At 64.5% G+C, this 19,902-nt stretch carries 15 protein-coding genes; 5 read left to right on the top strand and 10 right to left on the bottom strand.

Annotated features, from left to right (window positions below):
- Nucleotides 1-222, top strand: a 222-nt coding sequence (locus VM621_RS00370; RefSeq protein WP_325467003.1) for a methionine adenosyltransferase domain-containing protein, incomplete at its 5' end; no start/stop codon positions are given.
- 455 nt (nucleotides 223-677) lie between these two features.
- On the opposite strand, the gene VM621_RS00365 is transcribed toward VM621_RS00370, so the two are convergent.
- Entirely contained in the window at nucleotides 678-1,100 is a 423-nt protein-coding gene (locus VM621_RS00365; RefSeq protein ID WP_325467002.1) for a DUF4279 domain-containing protein, read from the bottom strand.
- A gap of 227 nt (nucleotides 1,101-1,327) precedes the next feature.
- Nucleotides 1,328-1,711, bottom strand: coding sequence for a DUF4279 domain-containing protein (locus VM621_RS19535; RefSeq protein WP_414674468.1), 384 nt, complete (start codon nucleotides 1,709-1,711; stop codon nucleotides 1,328-1,330).
- A 712-nt stretch (nucleotides 1,712-2,423) separates the two neighbouring features.
- Here VM621_RS19535 and VM621_RS00360 point away from each other — a divergent pair.
- A complete protein-coding gene (locus VM621_RS00360; RefSeq protein WP_325467001.1) occupies nucleotides 2,424-2,951 on the top strand; it encodes a DUF4142 domain-containing protein in 528 nt (175 codons plus the stop codon).
- Nucleotides 2,952-3,128: 177 nt separating this feature from the next.
- On the opposite strand, the gene VM621_RS00355 is transcribed toward VM621_RS00360, so the two are convergent.
- The 6 genes from VM621_RS00355 to xylA all read right to left on the bottom strand — a co-directional run bounded on the left by VM621_RS00355 (nucleotide 3,129) and on the right by xylA (nucleotide 10,421).
- On the bottom strand, nucleotides 3,129-3,506 hold the full coding sequence (locus VM621_RS00355; protein WP_325467000.1) for a TIGR03067 domain-containing protein: 378 nt from the start codon (nucleotides 3,504-3,506) through the stop codon (nucleotides 3,129-3,131).
- A gap of 234 nt (nucleotides 3,507-3,740) precedes the next feature.
- Nucleotides 3,741-4,886 carry a sugar ABC transporter permease gene (locus VM621_RS00350; protein ID WP_325466999.1) on the bottom strand — a complete coding sequence of 382 codons (1,146 nt, stop codon included), beginning with the start codon at nucleotides 4,884-4,886 and terminating at the stop codon, nucleotides 3,741-3,743.
- 38 nt (nucleotides 4,887-4,924) lie between these two features.
- On the bottom strand, nucleotides 4,925-6,472 hold the full coding sequence (locus tag VM621_RS00345) for a xylose ABC transporter ATP-binding protein (RefSeq protein WP_325466998.1): 1,548 nt from the start codon (nucleotides 6,470-6,472) through the stop codon (nucleotides 4,925-4,927).
- Between the two features lie 70 nt (nucleotides 6,473-6,542).
- The gene (gene xylF, locus VM621_RS00340) at nucleotides 6,543-7,556 is read right to left on the bottom strand and encodes a D-xylose ABC transporter substrate-binding protein (RefSeq protein ID WP_325466997.1); all 1,014 of its coding nucleotides are present in this window, start codon (nucleotides 7,554-7,556) and stop codon (nucleotides 6,543-6,545) included.
- 29 nt (nucleotides 7,557-7,585) lie between these two features.
- On the bottom strand, nucleotides 7,586-9,091 hold the full coding sequence (gene xylB, locus VM621_RS00335) for a xylulokinase (protein WP_345786042.1): 1,506 nt from the start codon (nucleotides 9,089-9,091) through the stop codon (nucleotides 7,586-7,588).
- A 13-nt stretch (nucleotides 9,092-9,104) separates the two neighbouring features.
- Nucleotides 9,105-10,421 (bottom strand): xylose isomerase, encoded by a 1,317-nt coding sequence (xylA, locus tag VM621_RS00330; protein ID WP_325466996.1) that lies wholly within the window; start codon nucleotides 10,419-10,421, stop codon nucleotides 9,105-9,107.
- A gap of 154 nt (nucleotides 10,422-10,575) precedes the next feature.
- On the opposite strand from xylA, the gene VM621_RS00325 reads away from it, so the two are divergent.
- Genes VM621_RS00325 through VM621_RS00315 form a run of 3 tightly spaced genes read left to right on the top strand, consistent with a single transcriptional unit; the run spans nucleotide 10,576 to nucleotide 14,755 of the window.
- Nucleotides 10,576-11,754, top strand: coding sequence for a XylR family transcriptional regulator (locus VM621_RS00325; protein WP_325466995.1), 1,179 nt, complete (start codon nucleotides 10,576-10,578; stop codon nucleotides 11,752-11,754).
- A gap of 27 nt (nucleotides 11,755-11,781) precedes the next feature.
- Entirely contained in the window at nucleotides 11,782-12,825 is a 1,044-nt protein-coding gene (locus VM621_RS00320) for an aldose epimerase family protein (RefSeq protein ID WP_325466994.1), read from the top strand.
- Between the two features lie 58 nt (nucleotides 12,826-12,883).
- Nucleotides 12,884-14,755 (top strand): ATP-binding cassette domain-containing protein, encoded by a 1,872-nt coding sequence (locus VM621_RS00315; RefSeq protein ID WP_325466993.1) that lies wholly within the window; start codon nucleotides 12,884-12,886, stop codon nucleotides 14,753-14,755.
- A gap of 262 nt (nucleotides 14,756-15,017) precedes the next feature.
- Here the strand turns inward: VM621_RS00315 and VM621_RS00310 are convergent, their stop codons facing one another.
- Both VM621_RS00310 and ppc read right to left on the bottom strand, forming a co-directional pair.
- Nucleotides 15,018-17,000, bottom strand: a complete 1,983-nt coding sequence (locus VM621_RS00310) for a methyl-accepting chemotaxis protein (protein ID WP_325466992.1) — start codon at nucleotides 16,998-17,000, stop codon at nucleotides 15,018-15,020.
- A gap of 157 nt (nucleotides 17,001-17,157) precedes the next feature.
- Nucleotides 17,158-19,863: a phosphoenolpyruvate carboxylase gene (gene ppc, locus VM621_RS00305; protein WP_325467008.1), complete on the bottom strand. Its 2,706-nt coding sequence runs from the start codon at nucleotides 19,861-19,863 to the stop codon at nucleotides 17,158-17,160.
- Nucleotides 19,864-19,902 lie beyond the last annotated feature (39 nt).

Here is a 19,902-nt window from a genome sequence, read left to right as displayed (position 1 = left end):
AAGCACTTCGACCTGCGCCCGTTCGGCATCATCAAGATGCTCGACCTCGTGCACCCGATGTACCAGCAGACCGCTTCGAACGGTCACTTCGGCCGCAAGCCCTATGAGATCACCGACAAGAACGGCAACACGTTCACGGCGGTCTCGTGGGAGAAGACGGATAAGGCCGAGATCCTGCGCGATGCCGCCGGTCTTGGTGTGAAGGCTGTTCGCGTCAAGTAAGCGGGTGGGAAACGCGTTGTACGTAGCGGGCGCCTTCGGGCGCCCGCTTTCGTTTGTGCGTCCCCGCGCCGAAAAAGAATCGAAACGAATAAAGCCGCTGGGTGAAGCGACCTTACCTCTAGTTATGGGCTGTGTCGAAAAGTGGGTCGACGTCAAAGAAAGTAGCATCAGACGGTCACCCGCGAGAGAACGTCTGGCGGTTTCCACTTAGTAAAATACCGTTCACGTGGAGCCGGCTCCGTCAACGGAAGATCCGAACATTTCTGCCCTGAAATCTGGCAGTTCTCACCCATGCCAGCATCTTGCTATCAGTATTGACCCAGTAGTGGCTGGGCCCGGGAACCACACTCTTGACGCACCCCGGCACCGACGCAGGTGGTGGCCTTGACGCGGCGCGGTGTCGTATTGGAGCGGCTCGCAGCGTTAAGCGAAACCGTAACCTGGTTCGCTCCCGCCTAGGGATGTGCCTTGCTGTGGGTGTCCGCCGTGTAGACGTCTAACGAGAGATCCAGCCCAAGGTTCGACAACGCCACTAACAAATCGCTTGGTAGGGCGTCGCCACCGTCCTTATCGAGGAACCACCCAACAAAAAGCTCGGTCTTTGCACCGCGTTGTCTCAGCTTGTCCAACACAGAAGCGAGGTGATCCAACTGACGCACGCAAGATGACAATGCATCTGCTAACCCGATGCGCTGCCCATCCATAAGTCGAAACGTCACGTAGGTGTTTTCCCACACGCCATCAAGCACACGACCACTAGGCGCTGTTCTGATTTCGCCCTTGGTCCATTGCCTCGTCGGTGTGAGGTTGAGCGAAGCCACGATGTCAGCAGCAGTGAGGTCTTGGCTGAAGATTCTCAGGCTGACGGAAATTGTCATGAATAAGTCACTCACTGCGTGTAGTCCCCGTCGTTTCCGTGATTCACAGCGTTCCCCTCATGGTCGCCCGTGATGACATCAAGCCGATGGGGTCGCTCTGGAATTATCGTCTCCTCGCCGCCTCATAATCCCTATTGACGTTGTAGTTCAGGCCCGATTCGGTATCGAAGTACTGGCCGGGAAAGCGCAGGTTGACCAGTTAGTCGCCCTCCGATTCTCAAGCGCTGCTAGTCAGCGGAGAGCAAATGATCAATATCTATAACGGCACCGATTGTTCCAGCAAAAAGTGACATCGAAGGCGGGATCATGATGGACGGATACCGTCCTTCCATACCCCGAATTGCTATCGTAAGCACGGCCGATCCTTCGGAAGCGAAACGACGAAATGCCTCAGTGCGTGGCACGAGTTCAGGTTCGAGCGTCCGCCAGCATGCCTCCAAAGACCCCTCGAGGCTTTTCGTCGACTCGATCGACCAGAGATTCGATCTCGGAAGGACGCGAGCTGCGTCGCGTTCGCCCTTCAACGATGCAGTTGATGGCTTGACACCCGTAGCCGTCGAAATCTCGCGCGGCGGCGTCGTAGTATTTCTGAGAGAGAGTGAGATAAACATGTAGTCGGACATCATTTCCACCCATTTACGTTCATGTGCAGGTATTCCATTTCTCCGGCTCCCTGGTGGAGACCCGATTACATGTTTCCATTCCCGTCCACGAAAATATCTCGATCGCTACCCAGTTGGAGATCCCGTTTCATCGCATGGGCGTTTTCACATCCGTTCGCCTGACAGGCCTCATCCAAAGGCTTTATTGATTGGATTCCCGACGAAGGTGTAGTCGCTCGCAAGGCAAACACCTGTATCTCCTGAAGAACTGCCTGTACCCAGTTCGCGCCCAGTGTTCGCCCCGGGGATTCTGCGGCAGGCGAACTTGAAATCCAAAAAGAAGAATGCTGCCAGGAGGTTTCTGTGCCGCGTTTTGGTCGTGTGCCCGCACCTTCGTCAAAAATGGCGAAAGGTTAAGCGTCGGCCTCACGTCAGCCTATGGAAGGAGTCTGAGAAGCGGCACTTAGGAGTGACTTTGTGAGGCGTATAACACTTCCAGCGACGGGGACGGCTCGCGGCCGACAATCTCATGACGCGTGAAGCAAACGCTGCTAGCGCTCCGCCCTGCAGATGGACTTCATCGACCACCTCCGCCAGTCGTCGATGGCTGGCGAAGCCCGCGTCTAGAACGCGGCCGTCGAACCAAGACGGACTTACGCCGCAGTCACGGCGATTTCATGGCCCGGATGCGACATCTGGGGCCTGTCAACGGAGAGCCCCCATGTCACGCACCCTGCCCCGCCTCGTGGCCACCGCCTTCCTCGCCGCCGCTATGCCCATGGCCGCCTTTGCCCAGCACACCGACTCCAAGGGCGGTACGCCGACCGACGCCGGCTTCGTCACCAATGCCAGCGGCGCGGGCCTCGCCGAGATCGAAGCCGCCAAGCTGGCCGATACGAACGCCGGCTCGGACAAGGTGAAAACCTTCGCCCATCAGATCATCGCCGACCACACCAAGGCCGGCGAAGAATTGAAGACTCTCGCCGCAGGCGACCGCGGTTATGCCACGGCCGAGTCGCCGCCACCGGCGAACCAGAAGGACATCGACGCCCTGCAGATGCTGCATGGCGCGGCCTTCGACAAGGAGTTCGCGAAGGTGATGGTCGCGGACCACCAGAAGGCCGTGGCGATTTTCGAGGTCGAGGCGGAGAAGGGATCGAACAAGGAACTGCAGGCGTTTGCGAAGAAAACCCTGCCGGTGTTGAAAGACCATCTGAAGATGGCGCGGGCTTTGAATAGCGGAAAGTGATTGCAAGGAATAGCGGGAAGTGACTCCCAGCCGGTAGTGGAATCGCGAGCACCCAATCGCCGCTGAAGCGGCTCCCACACGAGGCATCGCCCTTGCTCATGTGGAAGCCGCTTCAGCGGCGATGCTTTTTCTTGCCTATGTGGGAGCCGCTTCAGCGGCGATGCTCTTTGCTTTGCGCTAAACAGCGCCGCACCGAACGAACCCGCGCAACGTCAGCCCTGGCGATGTCGCGAACTCGACTGGCCGCGGCTTGCCTTCGTCTCCCGCGATGAAGACGAACGAATCGCCGTCCAGCACGTAGCTCGCGGGCAGGTGCTTCCCCGCGTCCTCGCCCATGCTGTCGATCCAGGTGATCGAGCGCGGCGTGGTGCTCGGATCGAGGATGAAGCGCCCTGCGAGGAGCAGGTCTCCGCCTGGCAGGCGAACGGCGAAGGCATCGCCATCAATGGTGGTGATCGCGCCGTTGCCGCCGTGCATATCTGGTGGGTCGATGAGACCGTTTTCTTCGAAGCGGGTCTGCTCCCAGCTGCCCTGGAGGGCTTGGAGGTCTTCCATGGTTCTTCCTTGACGGTCTTTGACGGTCTTTGGCCAGCACCCAATCGCCGCTGAAGCGGCTCCCACAAGAGGCATCGCTCTTGCTCATGTGGGAGCCGCTTCAGCGGCGATGCTTTTTCTTGCCTATGTGGGAGCCGCTTCAGCGGCGATGCTTTTTCTTGCCTATGTGGGAGCCGCTTCAGCGGCGATGCTCTTTCTTGCTTATGTGGGCAGCGGCGATGCTTCGGCGAGCGATCAGCCGTTGCGATTGGAACCGGAGAGGACATCCACCCACACGGCGAGGACGAGGATTACGCCCTTGATGATCATCTGCCAGGAGTTGTCGACGTCCATCAGCTGCATGCCGCTGTCCAGGCTGGCCATGACCAGCGCACCGATGAGCGCGCCGTAGACCGTGCCCGAACCGCCGCGCATGGAGGTGCCGCCAATGAAGCAGGCGGAGATCGCGTCCAGCTCGCCACCGGTACCGGCGGAGGGCGAGCCCGAGCCGGTGCGGGCCACGGTGATGATGCCGGCGAAGGCGCACATCAGGCCCATCACGGCGAAGACGACCAGCTTGACGCCGGCCACGTTCACGCCCGAGAGGCGCGTCGCCTCCATGTTGCCGCCGACGGCATAGATATGCCGGCCGAACACCGTCTGCGTCGACACGTAGGTGAAGACCGCCAGCAGGCCCAGCAGGATCATCACCGGGATGGGAATGCCGTTCGCGTCGTTGAGCATGCGAACGAAGCCGGCGATGAACAGGCCGATCGCAACCAGGCGGGCGACATCGATCCACAGCGCGCCCTGCATCAGGCCGAGCTTGGCGCGGCGGAGGCGACGACGCACGGTCAGCGCGACCATGGCGAGGAAGATGATCCCGCCTATCCACATGGACAGCACCGGGGGAACGAAGCCCTGGCCCAGTGCGATGAGGTCGTCCGGCGCCGGCGCGATGGTCGAGCTGCCGGTGATGTAGAGCACGATGCCGCGGAAGGCGAGCATGCCGCCCAGACCAACGATGAACGACGGCACGCGCATCTTCGTCACGACGAAGCCGTTGAACGCGCCGATCAGCATGCCCAGGACGAGGACGGCGCCGATGGCGGACCACGTGCCCCAGCCCTGGTTCACGGTGAGGATGGCGACGACGCCTCCGAGCAGACCGAGTTGCGAGCCGATCGACAGATCGATCTCGCCGGCGATGATGACGAAGACCATGCCGCAGGCAAGCATGCCGGTGATGGCCATCTGCCGGAACAGGTTGGACAGGTTGCCCGGGGTGATGAAGGCCGCATCGGTCTTGATGTGGAAGAACACCCAGATGATCGCGACGGCGATGAGCAGCGCGAGGATCTTGTAACGGACGAACAGTTGCTGGATTTGCTGCGACTGCATGGAGGAGCTTCCTGGTAACGCGTGAATAAGAGGGAGGATCAGGCCGCGTGCGCGGGGCCCTCGGCGGCATGCGAGATGGCGGCGGCGAGGACCTGTTCCTGCGTCAGGCCGACGTTCTTGAAGTCGCCGCGCAGCTTGCCCTCGCCGACGACCAGGACGCGATCGCTCACGCCGAGCACCTCGGGCATTTCCGAGGAGACCATGATGATCGCGACGCCCTTGCCGGCCAGCTCGAACATGAGCTTGTAGATGTCGTACTTGGAACCGACGTCGACGCCGCGGGTCGGCTCGTCGAGGATCAGCACCTTGGGACCCGGCAGCAGCATCTTGGTCAGCACGGCCTTCTGCTGGTTGCCGCCGGAGAGACCGACGATGGCGAGTTCCGGACTGGCCGTCTTGACGCGCAGACGCTTGATCTCGGTGTCGACCACCTGCAGCTCGGCCTGGCGGTCGATCTGGCCCGCGTGCGCGTAATGCGACAGCGTGGCGAGGGTGATGTTGTCGCCCACGCCCAACAGCGGGACGATGCCCTGGCGTTTGCGGTCTTCCGGCACGAGCGAAAGGCCGGCCTTGATCGCCTGCTCGGGATTCTTGATCTTGATCGGCTTGCCTTCGAGGACCAGCTCCGCCTCGTACCGGCCGGGGTACGCGCCGAAGATGGCCGAGACCAGTTCCGTACGGCCCGCACCCACCAGACCGGCGATGCCGAGGATTTCACCGCGGCGCAGCTCGAACGAGATGTCGTCGACGCGCTTGCGGTTCGGGTTGGCGAGATCCCAGCAGGTGACGTGCTTCGCTTCGAAGATCACCTCGCCGATGTCGTGGTCCACCTTCGGGAACAGGTTCTCGATATCCCGGCCGACCATCGCCGTGATGATCGAATGCGTGGTCATCTCGCTCATCGGCTTGGTGACGATATGCTTGCCGTCGCGAATCACGGTGACGGTATCGCAGACGCGCGCGACTTCCTCGAGCTTGTGCGAGATGTACACGCAGGCCACGCCGTCTTTCTTCAGGTCTTCGATGATCGCCAGCAGCGTATCGGTCTCGGAGGAGGTCAGCGACGACGACGGTTCGTCGAGGATCAGCAGGCGGGCGTTCTTCGCCAGCGCCTTGGCGATCTCGAACAATTGCTGATAGCCGCCACCGTAGTTCGATACCGGCGCGGCCACGTTCACGTCACGGAGCTTCAGGCGCGCGAGCAAGGCCTCGGCCTTGGCGTACATCGCGTCGTAATCCATCAGGCCACCGAACTTGCGGATCTCGTTGCCGAGGAAGATGTTCTCGGCCACGGAGAGCTGGGGAACCAGCATCAGTTCCTGGTGGATGATGACGATGCCGGCCGCCTCGCTGTCGCGCACGGATGCGGCACGCAGAGGCTTGCCATCGAAAAGAATCTCGCCTTCCCAGGTACCGTACGGGTACACGCCGGAAAGGACTTTCATCAGGGTCGACTTGCCGGCGCCATTCTCGCCGCACAGGCCGACGCATTCGCCCGGCCGGACGGCCAGGTCGATGCCATTGAGCGCGCGCACGCCGGAAAATTCCTTGACGATGTTGCGCATCTCGAACAGGTATTCGCTCACCGATATTTCCTTTAGCAGGACGACGCCCCGCCATGAGGCGGGGCGTCGTCGATCTTACGCTAACGCTGGTTTACGGGCCGACCTGGGCCTGGGTGTAGAAACCGTCCTTCACCACGAGGTCGACATTCTGCTTGGTCAGCAGGGTCGGGGTGAGCAGGATGGTGTTGATGTCGCCCTTGCCGTTGTTCATCTTGGAAGTGAACTGCGGCGTGGTGCCCTGGGCGAGGTCGATCGCCAGGTTGGCGGCATCCGTGGCGATCGTCTTGATCGGCTTGTAGACCGTCATGGTCTGCGTGCCGGCCTTGATCCGCTTGATCGCGGCCAGATCGGCATCCTGGCCCGACACGGCCACCTTGCCGGCCAGCTTCTGGCCGTTGAGGGCGGCAATGGCGCCACCGGCGGTGCCGTCGTTCGAGGCGACGATGCCCTGGATGTTGTTCTTGTTCGCGGTCAGCGCGTTCTCGATGATCGACTGGGCGTTCGAGGCGAGCCACTCGTTGGTCCACTGCTGACCGACGATCTTGATGTCGCCCTTGTCGACCAGCGGCTTGAGAACCTTCATCTGGCCTTCGCGAAGGATCTTCGCGTTGTTGTCGGTCGGCGCGCCGCCGAGCAGGAAGTAGTTGCCCTTGGGTGCGGCGTTGACCACGCCCTGGGCCTGCATCTGGCCGACCTTGTCGTTATCGAACGAGATGTACGCGTCGACGTCGGCGTTGAGGATCAGGCGGTCGTACGAAATCACCTTGATACCGGCCTTCTTCGCTTCGGCGACCACGGTGGTGAGCGTCTTGGCGTTGAACGGCACGATGACGATGACATCGACCTTGCGCGAGATCAGGTTCTCGATCTGCTGGATCTGCTTCTGCTCGTTGGCGTCGGCGGACTGCACCGAGACGGTGCCACCCTTGGCTTCGACGGCAGCCTTGAAGTAGTCGCGATCCTTCGTCCAGCGCTCGACGCGCAGATCGTCGATGGAGAAACCGATGACCGGCTTTTCCTTGCTCGCGTGGGCCTGCGGCGTGGCGAAAACGCCTGCGGCGATCATCGAAATGGCCAGCACCGTGTGTAGAGCCTTCTGCTTCATGCTTATCTCCGTGCTTATGGAATCGCCCTTCAGGAAGGGCGGAAATCGTCGCCGCGAACGGCGTCGGTAGTCAGGGACTTCAACTGTTCGTAGGTACGGCGGAACAGAGGGTGGCGCGTTTGCAGGAAATAAGCATGACGCGCTGCATCGGGCTCGTAGGTCGCCGTCACGGAAGGCATCGGGCAGACCGCTTCCAGCGTGGCCTGCGGATCCACCGCAAGGTGGGCCAGGCGGGCCGCGCCCAGGGCCGGGCCGACCTCGCCTCCGCTACGCAGGACCAGCCGTTTGCCGAGAATGTCGGCCAGCATGCGAATCCAGTAGGCACTGCGCGAACCGCCACCGATGACAGTGATCTCCTCGGCCACCAGCCCGGTGGATTCCACCGCAAGCAGGCCATCGAGCAGACCGAGGCCGACGCCTTCCAGCGTGGCATTGGCCAGGTCGGCGCGATCGGTCCCGGGCCCCAGTTGGGTGAACGAGCCCCGAGCATGCGCGTCGTTGTGCGGCGTGCGTTCCCCCGTCAGGTACGGCAGGAACATCGGCCCGTCGGGCTTGAGCCCACTTGCTTCCGCTTCGGCGAGCAGTGCCGGAACGTCCTTCTGCCCGGTCAGCCGTGCCGTGAAATCCAGGCAGCTGGCGGCGTTCAACATCACCGACATGAGGTGCCAGGTGTCGGGCAAGGCGTGGCAGAAGCTGTGCACGGCCTGCTCGGGGCTGGAGCGGAAGCCGTCGGACACGGCGAAGTAGACGCCCGAGGTGCCCAGCGAAAGCATGGCCTGGCCATCGCGCACGATACCGACACCGACGGCGCCTGCCGCGTTGTCGCCGCCACCGGCGGCCACGGGCACCGCGTTCATGCCCCAGCGATCGGCCAGTTCCTGGCGCAGCCTGCCGGCAGGCTGGCTGCCCTCGAACACCTGCGGCATGTGGGACCGGTCGAGCCCCGTGGCGGCGAGCATGGCGTCGCTCCACTGGCGCCTGGCGACATCGAGCCACAACGTGCCGGCGGCATCCGAGGCATCGGTCATGTACTCGCCGGTAAGGAGCAGGCGCAGGTAGTCCTTCGGCAGCAACACCTTCGCGATGCGCCCGAAGACCTCGGGCTCATGCTTGCGCACCCACGCCAGCTTCGGAGCCGTGAAACCCGGCATGGCCAGGTTGCCGGTGATCTCGCGAAAGCCCGGGACCCTCTCCAGCTCGGCGCACTCGACATCCGAGCGGCCATCGTTCCAGAGGATGGCCGGCCGCAGGATATGGTCGGACTTGTCCAGCAGCGTGGCACCGTGCATCTGTCCGGACAGACCGATGGCCGCCACGCGGCGGGCATCGGTTGCCTTGAGGACTTCCGTAACGGCGGCCTCGGTCGCCGACCACCAGCTCGCGGGGTCCTGTTCGGACCAGCGCGGCCTGGGGTGGGAAACCTCGAGCGGGCTGGTGGCGCTGGCGCGCACGTCTCCCGAGTCGTCGACCAGCACCGCCTTGACCGAGGAGGTGCCGAGGTCGATGCCGAGGAACATACGTGCCGAAGCTTCCATGTCGGGTCTCATATCACCCATAGATATAGCGGTTGACGATGTTCTCGAGCAACTCCTGGCCGCCCGAGACGTGCTTCGGGTGGATATCGCGGGAGATTGCCTCGTCCGCCAGCGAAGCCAGCGTGAAGCCACCCTGCAGGATCTTGCTGCCGAACTCGGCGTCCCAGCCGGCGTAACGCCTGGCCTTGAAATCGGCCAGGGCGTCGCGCTCGATCATCTTCGCGGCACGCTCGAGGCTGAGCGCCAGCGCGTCGATCGCGCCGATGTGGCCATGGAAAAGGTCTTCCGGCGCGCTGCTCTGGCGGCGGACCTTGGTGTCGAAGTTGTAGCCACCCGTGGTGAAGCCGCCGGCCTTGAGGATCTCGTAGGTGACGAGGGTGAGTTCTTCGACGCTGTTCGGGAACTGGTCGGTGTCCCAGCCGTTCTGCGGATCGCCGCGGTTGGCGTCGATCGAGCCGAACAGGCCCAGGGCGATCGACGTGGCTACCTCGTGCTGGAACGAGTGGCCGGCGAGCGTGGCGTGGTTGGCTTCGAGGTTGGTCTTGACCTCGTTCTCGAGACCGAAGTCCTTGAGGAAGCCATAGACCGTGGCGCTGTCGTAGTCGTACTGGTGCTTGGTCGGTTCCTGCGGCTTGGGTTCGATCAGGATCGTGCCCTTGAAGCCGAGCTTGTGCTTGTGCTCGACGACCATCTGGAAGAAGCGTCCGAGCTGGTTGCGCTCGCGCTTGAGGTCGGTGTTGAGCAGGGTCTCGTAGCCTTCGCGGCCACCCCAGAGCACGTAGTTCGCGCCGCCGAGGCGATGCGTGGCTTCCATGGCATGGCGCACCTGGGTCGCCGCATAGGCGAACACTTCCGGCTGCGGGTTGGTGGCGGCACCGGCGGCGTAGCGCGGGTTGCTGAAGACGTTGGCCGTGCCCCAGAGCAGCTTCACGCCGGTCTCGGCCTGCTTCTTCTCGAGCACGTCGACCATCGCGGCGAAGTTGTTCTTGTACTCGGCGAGGCTGGCGCCTTCCGGGGCCACGTCGGTGTCGTGGAAGGTGTAGAACGGCGTGCCCAGGCGGCTGAAGAAATCGAACGCCGCGTCGGCCTTTTCGCGGGCCTTTTCCATCGGGTCGCCGGCGGTGTGCCACGGACGGTCGAAGGTGCCGGCGCCGAACACGTCCGAGCCCGGCCAGACGAAGGTGTGCCAGTAGCACACGGCCAGGCGAAGGTGCTCGGCCATGCTCTTGCCCAGCACCAGCTTCTTGGCGTCGTAGTGATGGAACGCCAGCGGGTTCTCGGAGCCGGCGCCTTCGAAGGCGATCTTGGGGATGTGGGAAAAGTACGACATAACAATTCCTTGACGAACGTGGGGACGAATCCCGACGATGCTGACGAGCAGGAGGCATGCGGCGCAATTGCGATTTCCCACGCGCCTCCCGTGGTTTTCTTTGCCGCGGTGCGTCATGGCCGGTTTAACGCGTGGCGTGGTAATTTCTCCGGCCATGGCACCCCATCGCATCGCCCTGCTTTTCAACGCGAACAAGGTTTATGACCGTCAGGTCATCGCCGGCATTGGGCATTACCTCAACAGCACCCGCGTCGAGTGGGACCTCTTCATGGAAGAGGATTTCCGCAGCCGCCTGCGTGACATCCGGCAGTTCCGTGGCGACGGCGTCATCGCCGACTTCGACGATCCGGAAGCGCCCGACACCCTGAGCGACCTGCACATCCCCGTGGTGGCCGTGGGCGGCTCCTACCACGACCCGGCGAACTATCCGGGCGACGTGCCGTACATCGCCACCGATAACGCCCGGCTCATCCGCCTCGCCTACGACCACCTGATCGAGCAAGGCCTCACCCGGTTCGCCTTCTATGGCCTGCCGCCCCACCCCACCAGCCGCTGGGCGCACGAACGCGAGCATGCGTTCCGCGCGATCGTGGCCGAAGAGTCGGTGGAGGGCCTGGTGTACCAGGGCTCGCCGACCAGCGCGGGCGGTTGGGGACAGGCGGTCGAGGAACTGGTCACCTGGCTGGCCGAGTTGCCCAAGCCGATCGGTATCGTCGCCGTCACCGACGCGCGTGCGCGTCAGCTGTTGCAGGCCTGCGTGATGGGCGGTATCGCGGTGCCCGAGCAGATCGCCATCGTCGGCATCGACAACGATCCGATGGCCCAGCTACTTACTCGCATTCCGCTCACCTCGGTCATCCAGGGCGCGGAGGAAATGGGCCGGACGGCCGCTCACCTGCTGCACCAGATGCTACGTGGGATGGACTGCGCCGGCACGCGCGTGCTGGTGCCACCGGTTGGCATCAACGTGCAGGCCTCGAGCAAGTTCCATCCGATCCGCAGTCCGCACGTGATGCGTGCCAGTCATTACATCCGCCAGTACGGCTGCCTGGGCATCAAGACCGAACAGGTGGCCGACTATGTCGGCGTATCGCGTACGGTGCTGGAAGAACACTTCAAGCGCGAGCTCAAGCAGACCGTGCACCAGGTCATTCTTACGCACAAGCTCGACACCGCGTGCGACCTCATCGTGAATTCGGACGTACCGCTGGCCGATATCGCGCTGCGCTGCGGCTTCACTTCGCTGCAATACATGTATGCGGTATTCCGGCGCGAGTACGACTGTACGCCACGCCAGTACCTCGACCTCCATCGCAAGACGGCGGCAACCTGATCGTTGCCCGCAGGGACCGCTTCATCCATGCCCGTATCCAATGCCACCGCCTGGGGCCAGCTTCCCGACGGCCGACCGCTCCACCGCTGGACCCTGCGCAACGCACGCGATGCGCAGATCGACATTGCCGACCTCGGTAGCAGCCTGCTCTCCTGGCAATCGCCCGATCGCCAGGGCCGCGTCGGCGAGGTGCTGCTCGGCCATGCGACGGCGCAGCAGTACCTCGACTCGAACGCATACATGGGCGCCGTCGTCGGCCGCTGGGCCAATCGCATCCGCGGCGGGCGCTTTCGCCTGGACGGGATCGATTACAAAGTGGATCGCAACGATGGTGGCAACCACCTGCATGGTGGCCAGTACGGCTTCCACCTGCAGCGCTGGGACGTGGAACCGGAGGGCGAGTCGCTGGTGATGCGCCTGGTCTCGCCCGAAGGCGACGGCGGCTTTCCGGGCGAGGTACGCGTGGAGCTGCGCTGCCGCTTCGACGACGACGGCACCCTGGACCTGCAGTACGAGGCGACCTCGGACGCACCGACGCCGCTCAGCCTCACCGCACACCCGTATTTCAACCTCAACGACCGCCGGCCGGATATCCGCGACCACGTGATCCGCATCGACGCGGACGAGTTCCTCGCGATCGACGCGGGGGCGATTCCCGTCGGTCGCCAGCATGTCGCCGGCACCGCCTTCGACTTCCGCGACGCCGCGCCGATCGGATCGCGGTTGCACTGGCCCGATCCGCAGCTGCGCCTGGTCGGCGGCTTCGATCATTGCTACATCCCGCACGGGCCGATGGGTTCGTCGTTGCGGACGGTGGCCGTGGTCACCGAGCCATCCAGCGGTCGTCGCCTCACCGTCGAGACCGACCGCCCCGGCCTGCAGTTCTACAGCGGCCAGAAGCTCACCGGCCAGCCCAGTCGCAACCTGGAGCCCTATGGCCCTTTCGCCGGCTTCGCGCTGGAGACCCAGGCCTTCCCGGACCAGATCAACAGCCCCGAGGCCGAGGGCGCGATCCTGCGACCCGGGGTCGTATGGCGCCAGCACACGCGTTACCGGGTCGATACCGCCTGATACCCCTGCCTGCCCTGGCAGGAGCCTGTGCGAGCCCGTACCCGGGTAGAATGGGCGGATGTCCCTTATCCAACTCCTCAATGTCGACTACAGCGTCGGCGGCCCGCTCCTGCTCGAACAGGTCAATCTTTCCCTCGATGCCGGCGAGCGCGTCTGCATCGTCGGGCGCAATGGCGCCGGAAAGTCCACCCTGCTCAAGCTGATCGCCGGCGAAATCCACGCCGACGACGGCGAGATCCGCCTGCAGGGCGGCACCCGGATCGCCCGCCTGACCCAGGAAGTGCCGCAGGACACCACCGGCAGCGTTTTCGACGTGGTGGCCGATGGCCTGGGTGAACTGGGGCATCTGCTCGCCCGCTATCACCATCTTCTGGAAGAAGGCGACATGGAAGCCCTGGGCGACGTCCAGACGAAGATCGAGACGCTGAACGCCTGGGACCTCGATTCCCGCGTGCAACAGGTGATCGAGCGGCTCGAGCTGCCGGCCCATACCGATTTCGCCGACCTCTCCGGCGGCATGAAGCGTCGTGTACTGCTCGGTCAGGCCCTGGTGCGCGATCCGAACCTGCTTCTGCTCGACGAGCCGACCAACCACCTCGACATCGAAGCGATCGCCTGGCTCGAAACCTTCCTGAAGAACTTCAGTGGCAGCATCGTCTTCATCACCCATGACCGCAGCTTCCTGCGCTCGCTGGCCACGCGCATCGTCGAGATCGATCGCGGCAATGTAACCAGCTGGCCCGGCGACTACGACAACTACCTGCGCCGCCGCGAAGAGCGCCTCCATGCGGAAGCCCAGGCTGTCGCGCACTTCGATCGCAAGCTGGCCCAGGAAGAAGTCTGGATCCGCCAGGGCATCAAGGCACGTCGTACCCGCAACGAAGGCCGCGTGCGCGCCCTGAAAGCCCTGCGCAACGAGCGCGCCGAGCGGCGCGAGCAGTCGGGTACGGCCAAGATCACGCTGGCCGTCGCGCAGGCTGGCGGACGCAAGGTCGCCGATGCCAAGCATGTCACCCAGGCCTACGGCGGCCGCACGCTGCTCGACGACATCTCGACCACGATCATGCGCGGCGACCGCGTCGGTATCATGGGCCCCAACGGCGCGGGCAAATCCACGCTGCTGAAGATCCTGCTCGGCGAGCTCAAGCCACAAGAGGGCGAGGTCACCCTGGGCACCGGCCTGCAGATCGCCTACTTCGACCAGCACCGCTCCACGCTGGACGACAACCTGAACGCGCTGGACAACGTGGCCGAAGGCCGCGAGTACATCGAGCTGAACGGGCAACGCAAGCACATCATCGGCTACCTGCAGGATTTCCTGTTCTCGCCGGAACGTGCGCGTGCGCCGATCACCCGTCTTTCGGGCGGCGAGCGCAACCGCCTCCTGCTGGCCAAGCTGTTCGCCCAGCCGTCCAACCTGCTGGTGATGGACGAACCGACCAACGACCTCGACGTGGAAACCCTGGAGCTGCTCGAAGAACTGCTGGGCGACTACACCGGCACCTTGTTGCTGGTATCCCATGACCGCGACTTCATCGACAACGTCGTGACCAGCACCCTGGTGCTCGAAGGCGGTGGTCAGGTCGGCGAATACATCGGCGGTTACAGCGACTGGCTGCGCCAGAAGCCGATCATCGCGGCGGCGCGTGCGGCCAATGCGAAGGCGACGCCGGCGCCCGCTCCGGCACCGGCACCCGTCGCCGCCACGCCGAAGAAGAAATTGTCGTTCAAGGAGCAGCGCGAGCTCGACCTGCTCCCGGCAAAGCTCGAGGAGCTCGAGAACGCCATCGCGACGCGCACCGCGGCGATGAACGATCCGAAGTACTTCCAGCAGGATGCCGCGGCGATCACACGTGGCAATGAGGAACTGGTGAAACTGCAGGCCGAGCTGGATGCGGCGTTCGCGCGGTGGGAAGAGCTGGAAGGCTGATTACGGCGCGGGTGCGATCGCGAGCTTTTCATGTGATCGCGAGCACCCATCGCCGATTGAATCGGCTCCCACAATCAGTCTTCGCTGGTCTTGTGTGGGAGCACCTATCGCCGATGAATCGGCTCCCACAGTCAGTCTTCGCTGGTCCCGTGTGGGAGCACCTATCGCCGATGAATCGGCTCCCACAATGCGTCTTCGTCGGCTCCTACAATGCGTCTTCGCAGGGCCCGTGTGGGAGCCGCTTCAGCGGCGATGCTCTTGCCTACAACCGAAACACTTCCACCACCCGCGCCAGTTCCCCCGCCTGGTCCTCCAGGCTCTTCGCCGCTGCCGCCGCTTCTTCGACCAACGCCGAATTCTGCTGCGTGGAGTCGTCCATCCGCGACACCGCGTGATTGATCCGGCCGATCTGTTCGGATTGCTCGTTCGTCGCACGGCTGATATTGCCCATCAGTTGGGCGACATCGCGAATACGGTCGAGCACCGTGGCCATGTTGCGACCGGCTTCGGTCACCAGGCCGTGGCCGGCGTCCACCTGCTCGACCGATTCGTTGATGAGCGATTCGATCTCCTTCGCCGCGGTCGCGCTGCGCTGGGCGAGGTTGCGCACTTCCTCGGCCACCACCGCGAAGCCCCTGCCCTGCTCGCCCGCGCGCGCCGCCTCGACGGCCGCGTTCAAAGCAAGGATGTTGGTCTGGAAGGCGATGCCGTTGATGATACCGATGACATCCGCGATGCGCTGCGCCGAGGCCTGGATGCCGTTCATGGCGTCGACCGCTTCCCGCATCGAACCCGCCTCCTGCTGCACGGCGACGCTGGCATGCTCGGCCAGCGTGCTCGCGCGCGCCGCATTCCCGGCGTTGTCGCGCACCGTGCGCGTGAGCTCGTCCAGGCTGGACGCCGTCATCTGCAGCTCATGCGCCTGGGTTTCCGTACGCGTGGAGAGATCGGCATTGCCCGCGGCGATCTCGGAGGTACTTCCGGCCATGCTCGACGCGGCCTTGCGTACGGAGCGGGCGATATCGCCAAGGCCGTCGCCGATACCGTCGATGGAGCGCATCAACTGGCCGATCTCGTCACCGCGCGCGTTCGCCAGCCGCGCGGTGAGATCGCCCTCGGCCAGCCGTTTCGCGGCTTCGACCGCACGCGCGAGCGGCCGCGTGATGCGCACGCGAATCGCGATGAACAGCAGCACGCAGAGTACGGCGACCATGCCGATGGCGGTCCCGATCGCGACCATCCGCAGGTGCCGCACCGGGCCATACAGCTCGTCCATGTCCACCGTACCGGCGACCAGCCAGCTCCATGCGGGATCGGTCGCATAGATGGAAAGGCGGTCCACCGTATGACCGTCCACGTTCACGCTGTAGCGTAATGCGCCCTGCCTGCCCGACAACATGCGACCGAACACCGGCTGGCCGTCGATGTCCATCACCTTGAGAGCGGCGCCGTCGGCCTTCGCCACAGCGTCCTTCATCATCGGATCGACGACGAACGTGCCATAGCGCTTGCCGGCACTGGCGTCGACGACCGAGTAGTAACCGCTCTGGCCGATACGAATCGAAGCGATCTCGTGCGAGAGATTGGCCATCTCGCTGGTGATCTCGACGCCGACGAACCATGCGCCGACCACGTTGCCGGAGGCGTCGTGGATCGGCTCGTAGCGGGTGATGTACGGCCGGTCGAACAACACCGCGGGGCCACCGTACGACTTATTGGACAGCAACTGGGGAAACGCGGGATGGGCGTGATCGATCGATGTGCCGATCGCGCGGGAGCCGTCTTCCTTCTTCAACGAGGTGCTGACGCGGATGAAGTCCGGCCCGTCACGCACGAACAATGTCGCGACCACGTGCGCGCGCGCCGAGAACTCGTCCACCTGGACGAAGTCGCCGTTGAGCACCTTGCCGTCGTGGAGCAGGGTGGGAACGGTATGGCCGCCCATCATCACGCGGTGCTTGTCGTCGATCGTGAACGTGCCGGGGTAGTAACTCTGGAACACGCCCAGGAAACGGTCCGACTCGGCGAGCAAGGCCCCGGAGAAGGTGTTCACCGTGGCGATGATGGCGCGGTTGCCGCGCTCGAGGTCGGCGCGGGCGCGGGTCTCGAGTTCGCGCGAGACCATGGTCGTCACGACGATGGTCAGCACCGCGACGCCGAGCGCCACGATGCCCACCACGAGCAGGGTCAGGCGCGCGCCCACGCTCATAGTGCGCACCGTGGCGCGATGGAAGATGCTGTTCATGCCCAGAGCCTATGCGAAGTCAGCGGCCACCCCTTGCGGATGCCCTTACACCGGCATTGTCGGCAGACTTCCTGTGGACTTTAGGCCCAGCCCTGCATTCTCTTACCGCGGTGAGACAGCGGAGCCCGCTGCCTCACCGATTTGTATGGCAAATCGATCAGCCGGTGTTCTGCAGTCCCTGGGACACGCCGTTGACGCAGGCCACGAGCGCGTTGAGCAGGGCGTCGTCCGTGCCGCCGGTCGCGCGCCAGCGCTTGAGCAGGTCGACCTGGAGCAGGCTCATCGGGTCCACGTACGGATTGCGCAGGCGGATCGACGTGGCCAGGCGCGGATCGCCTGCCAGGAGCTCGTCCGCCGCCTTGAGCTTGAGCACCCACGCCACCGTGCGCTCGAACTCGGCGCGGATCATCGGGAAGAAGCGTTCGTGCAGGGGCCCGGCGAGCTTTGAGAACGCTTCGGCGATATCGATGTCGGCCTTGGCCAGGACCATCTCCACATCGTCCAGCATGGTCGAGACGAAGGGCCACTCGCGCGCCATGTGCACCAGATGTTCTTCGCCGCATTCCTTGGCCACGGCGTCGAGCGCGCTGCCCAGCCCGTACCAGCCGGTCAGCACCGCGCGACACTGGGTCCAGGAGAACACCCAGGGAATGGCGCGGAGATCTTCGACGCCCTTCATGCTGCGCCGACGCGCCGGGCGCGATCCGAGGGTCATGCGCTCGATCACATCGATAGGCGTGGCACCGCGGAAATAGTCGACGAAGCCCTCGGTATCGACGAACGCGCGGTACGCCTTGCGGCTTTCCGCGGAGAGCTTCGCCATGGTGTCCTTCCATCCCGACTCACGGACTTCCACCTCGCGCGGACGCAACGAGGCCCGCATCACCGCACCCAGCGTCTGTTCCAGGTTGCGCACGGCGAGGGCGCGGATGCCGTACTTGCGATGGATGACTTCGCCCTGCTCGGTCACCCGCAGCACGCCGCCGACGGAGCCACGCGGCGACGCCATCAGGGCCGGCGTGATGCGGGAGCCACCGCGACTGGCCGAGCCACCGCGACCGTGGAAGAAGGCCACGCGGATGCCCGCCTTTTCGGCCACCTCGAGCAGGTCGACCTGCGCGCGCTGCAGGCTCCATTTCGAAGCCAGCGTGCCGCCGTCCTTGCCGCTGTCCGAATAGCCGAGCATCACCCACTGGCGGTCGCCGCGCGCCTTGAGGTGCTCGCGATAGATCGGGTCGTCGAGCAGGGCCTGCAGCGTTTCCGCGCCGCCGGCGAGATCGTCGATCGTCTCGAACAGCGGGGCAACATCGAGCGGCACGCGTCCGTCTTCGACCAGACCGCCACGGCGGGCCAGCGCCAGCACGGCCAGCACGTCGGCCGCACTCTCGGCCATGCTGATGATGTAGAGACCGGTGGCTTCCTGGCCGTAACGCCGGCGCGAATCGGCGAGCGTGGCGAACACATCGCGCAGCATCGTCGCCGCATCGTTGTCGTCGCCGGCGACGAAGCTGCGTTCGCCGGCGGCGTAGGGGCGCAGCGCCGTCACCCGGGCCGAGGTGTCGCGGTTGGCGAACTCCGCGTCGTCGAGCAGGGCGGAAAGTGCCTCGTCGTGCACCCGCGCATCCTGACGCACATCCAGGCGAGCCAGATGAAAGCCGAACGTGCGCGCACGCCACAGGAGCCGGCCGACCGCATACGCACCCGCATGCTTGCCGCCATGCGCGAGGAGGCTCTTCTCGATCAGCGCGATGTCGTCGATGAACTCGTCCGCCGAGGCATAGCCCACGGGCTGTTCGTGCAGGGTCGCATCCAGTCGCGCGGCAACGAATTTGAGGAAGCTTCGATACGGCATGTCCGCATGACGCGGACGGATGCTCGCCGCGGCTTCGGGAAGATCCTCGTGGTAGCGCCCGAGGCGGCGGACGAGGCGGTCGTCGAGCGCCACACGGTCGTCGGTCTGGCTGAGCAGCCGGCCCAGCGCCGCCGTGTCCTCGAGGTACCGTTCCAGCACCAACGAGCGCTGCGCGCCAAGCGTCGCGGCGATGGTCTCGGCGTTGACGTTCGGGTTGCCGTCCATGTCGCCGCCCACCCAGGTGGCGAAGCGAAGCAGGCGGGGAATGGCGATGCCATCGCCGTAGGTCTCGACGATGGCCTGCTCCAACGCTTCGTACAGCGCCGGCAACACGCGGTAGATCGGCCTCGCGATATAGAAGCCCACGTGGTCGAATTCGTCCTGCACGCTGGGTCGCACGGGCGAGGCTTCCGCCGTCTGCCAGCCGGCGGACAACGCCATGAGAATGCGCGCATCGTCGTCGCGCCGTTCCTGCGGCGTGCGCGTCGGATCGAACTCGTCGACCAGGGCGCGCACGATCTCCTGTTCCTTCTCCAGCAGCGAGCGCCGCACCGCCTCGGTCGGATGGGCGGTGAAGACGGGTTCGACATCCAGACGATCCAGGAGCGCCGTCAGTTCGTCGCGACCCACCCCGTCCTTCTTCAGCAGGCCGAGCACCGCAGCCAGCGACTCGGGCTGCGGCGCGCCACCTTCGCGCTGGTAGTCGCGACGGCGGCGGATGCGATGGACGCGCTCGGCGGTATTCACCGCCTGGAAGTAGGTGGCGAAGGCACGCGCCAGGGATTCGGCGTCGGCCGCCTCCAGGCCGGTCAACGGCTCGGCGAGCGCATCCACGGCGGCGCCGCTGCGTCGGCGGTGGATCGCGGTCGTTCGCACATGTTCCACGCGCTCGTAGAAGGCCTGGCCGCCCTGCTCAGCGAGCATCTGGCCGACCAGGGTGCCGAGGCGGCGTACGTCCTCGCGCAGGGGGCCGTCGTGGGGCAGGAATTCGGGATCGCGTGCGGCTTCCATCGGGCTCTCGGCAGTCATCGGAACCCCGAGAGTACCTAA

The sequence above is a fragment of the Luteibacter sp. genome (assembly GCF_035539195.1).
In the GTDB taxonomy this organism is placed as follows: Bacteria; Pseudomonadota; Gammaproteobacteria; order Xanthomonadales; family Rhodanobacteraceae; genus Luteibacter.
Note: the sequence above shows the minus strand (reverse complement) of the source record. Positions and strands in the feature narration are given on the sequence as shown.

Coding starts and splice junctions, on each gene's coding strand:
- xylA (WP_325466996.1), bottom strand. CDS start 10,421: ATGTCGTACTTTTCCCACATCCCCAAGATCGCCTTCGAAGGCGCCGGC.
- VM621_RS00365 (WP_325467002.1), bottom strand. CDS start 1,100: ATGACAATTTCCGTCAGCCTGAGAATCTTCAGCCAAGACCTCACTGCT.
- ppc (WP_325467008.1), bottom strand. CDS start 19,863: ATGGAAGCCGCACGCGATCCCGAATTCCTGCCCCACGACGGCCCCCTG.
- VM621_RS19535 (WP_414674468.1), bottom strand. CDS start 1,711: ATGTTTATCTCACTCTCTCTCAGAAATACTACGACGCCGCCGCGCGAG.
- VM621_RS00355 (WP_325467000.1), bottom strand. CDS start 3,506: ATGGAAGACCTCCAAGCCCTCCAGGGCAGCTGGGAGCAGACCCGCTTC.
- xylB (WP_345786042.1), bottom strand. CDS start 9,091: ATGGAAGCTTCGGCACGTATGTTCCTCGGCATCGACCTCGGCACCTCC.
- VM621_RS00350 (WP_325466999.1), bottom strand. CDS start 4,886: ATGCAGTCGCAGCAAATCCAGCAACTGTTCGTCCGTTACAAGATCCTC.
- VM621_RS00360 (WP_325467001.1), top strand. CDS start 2,424: ATGTCACGCACCCTGCCCCGCCTCGTGGCCACCGCCTTCCTCGCCGCC.
- VM621_RS00310 (WP_325466992.1), bottom strand. CDS start 17,000: ATGAACAGCATCTTCCATCGCGCCACGGTGCGCACTATGAGCGTGGGC.
- VM621_RS00315 (WP_325466993.1), top strand. CDS start 12,884: ATGTCCCTTATCCAACTCCTCAATGTCGACTACAGCGTCGGCGGCCCG.
- VM621_RS00320 (WP_325466994.1), top strand. CDS start 11,782: ATGCCCGTATCCAATGCCACCGCCTGGGGCCAGCTTCCCGACGGCCGA.
- VM621_RS00325 (WP_325466995.1), top strand. CDS start 10,576: ATGGCACCCCATCGCATCGCCCTGCTTTTCAACGCGAACAAGGTTTAT.
- xylF (WP_325466997.1), bottom strand. CDS start 7,556: ATGAAGCAGAAGGCTCTACACACGGTGCTGGCCATTTCGATGATCGCC.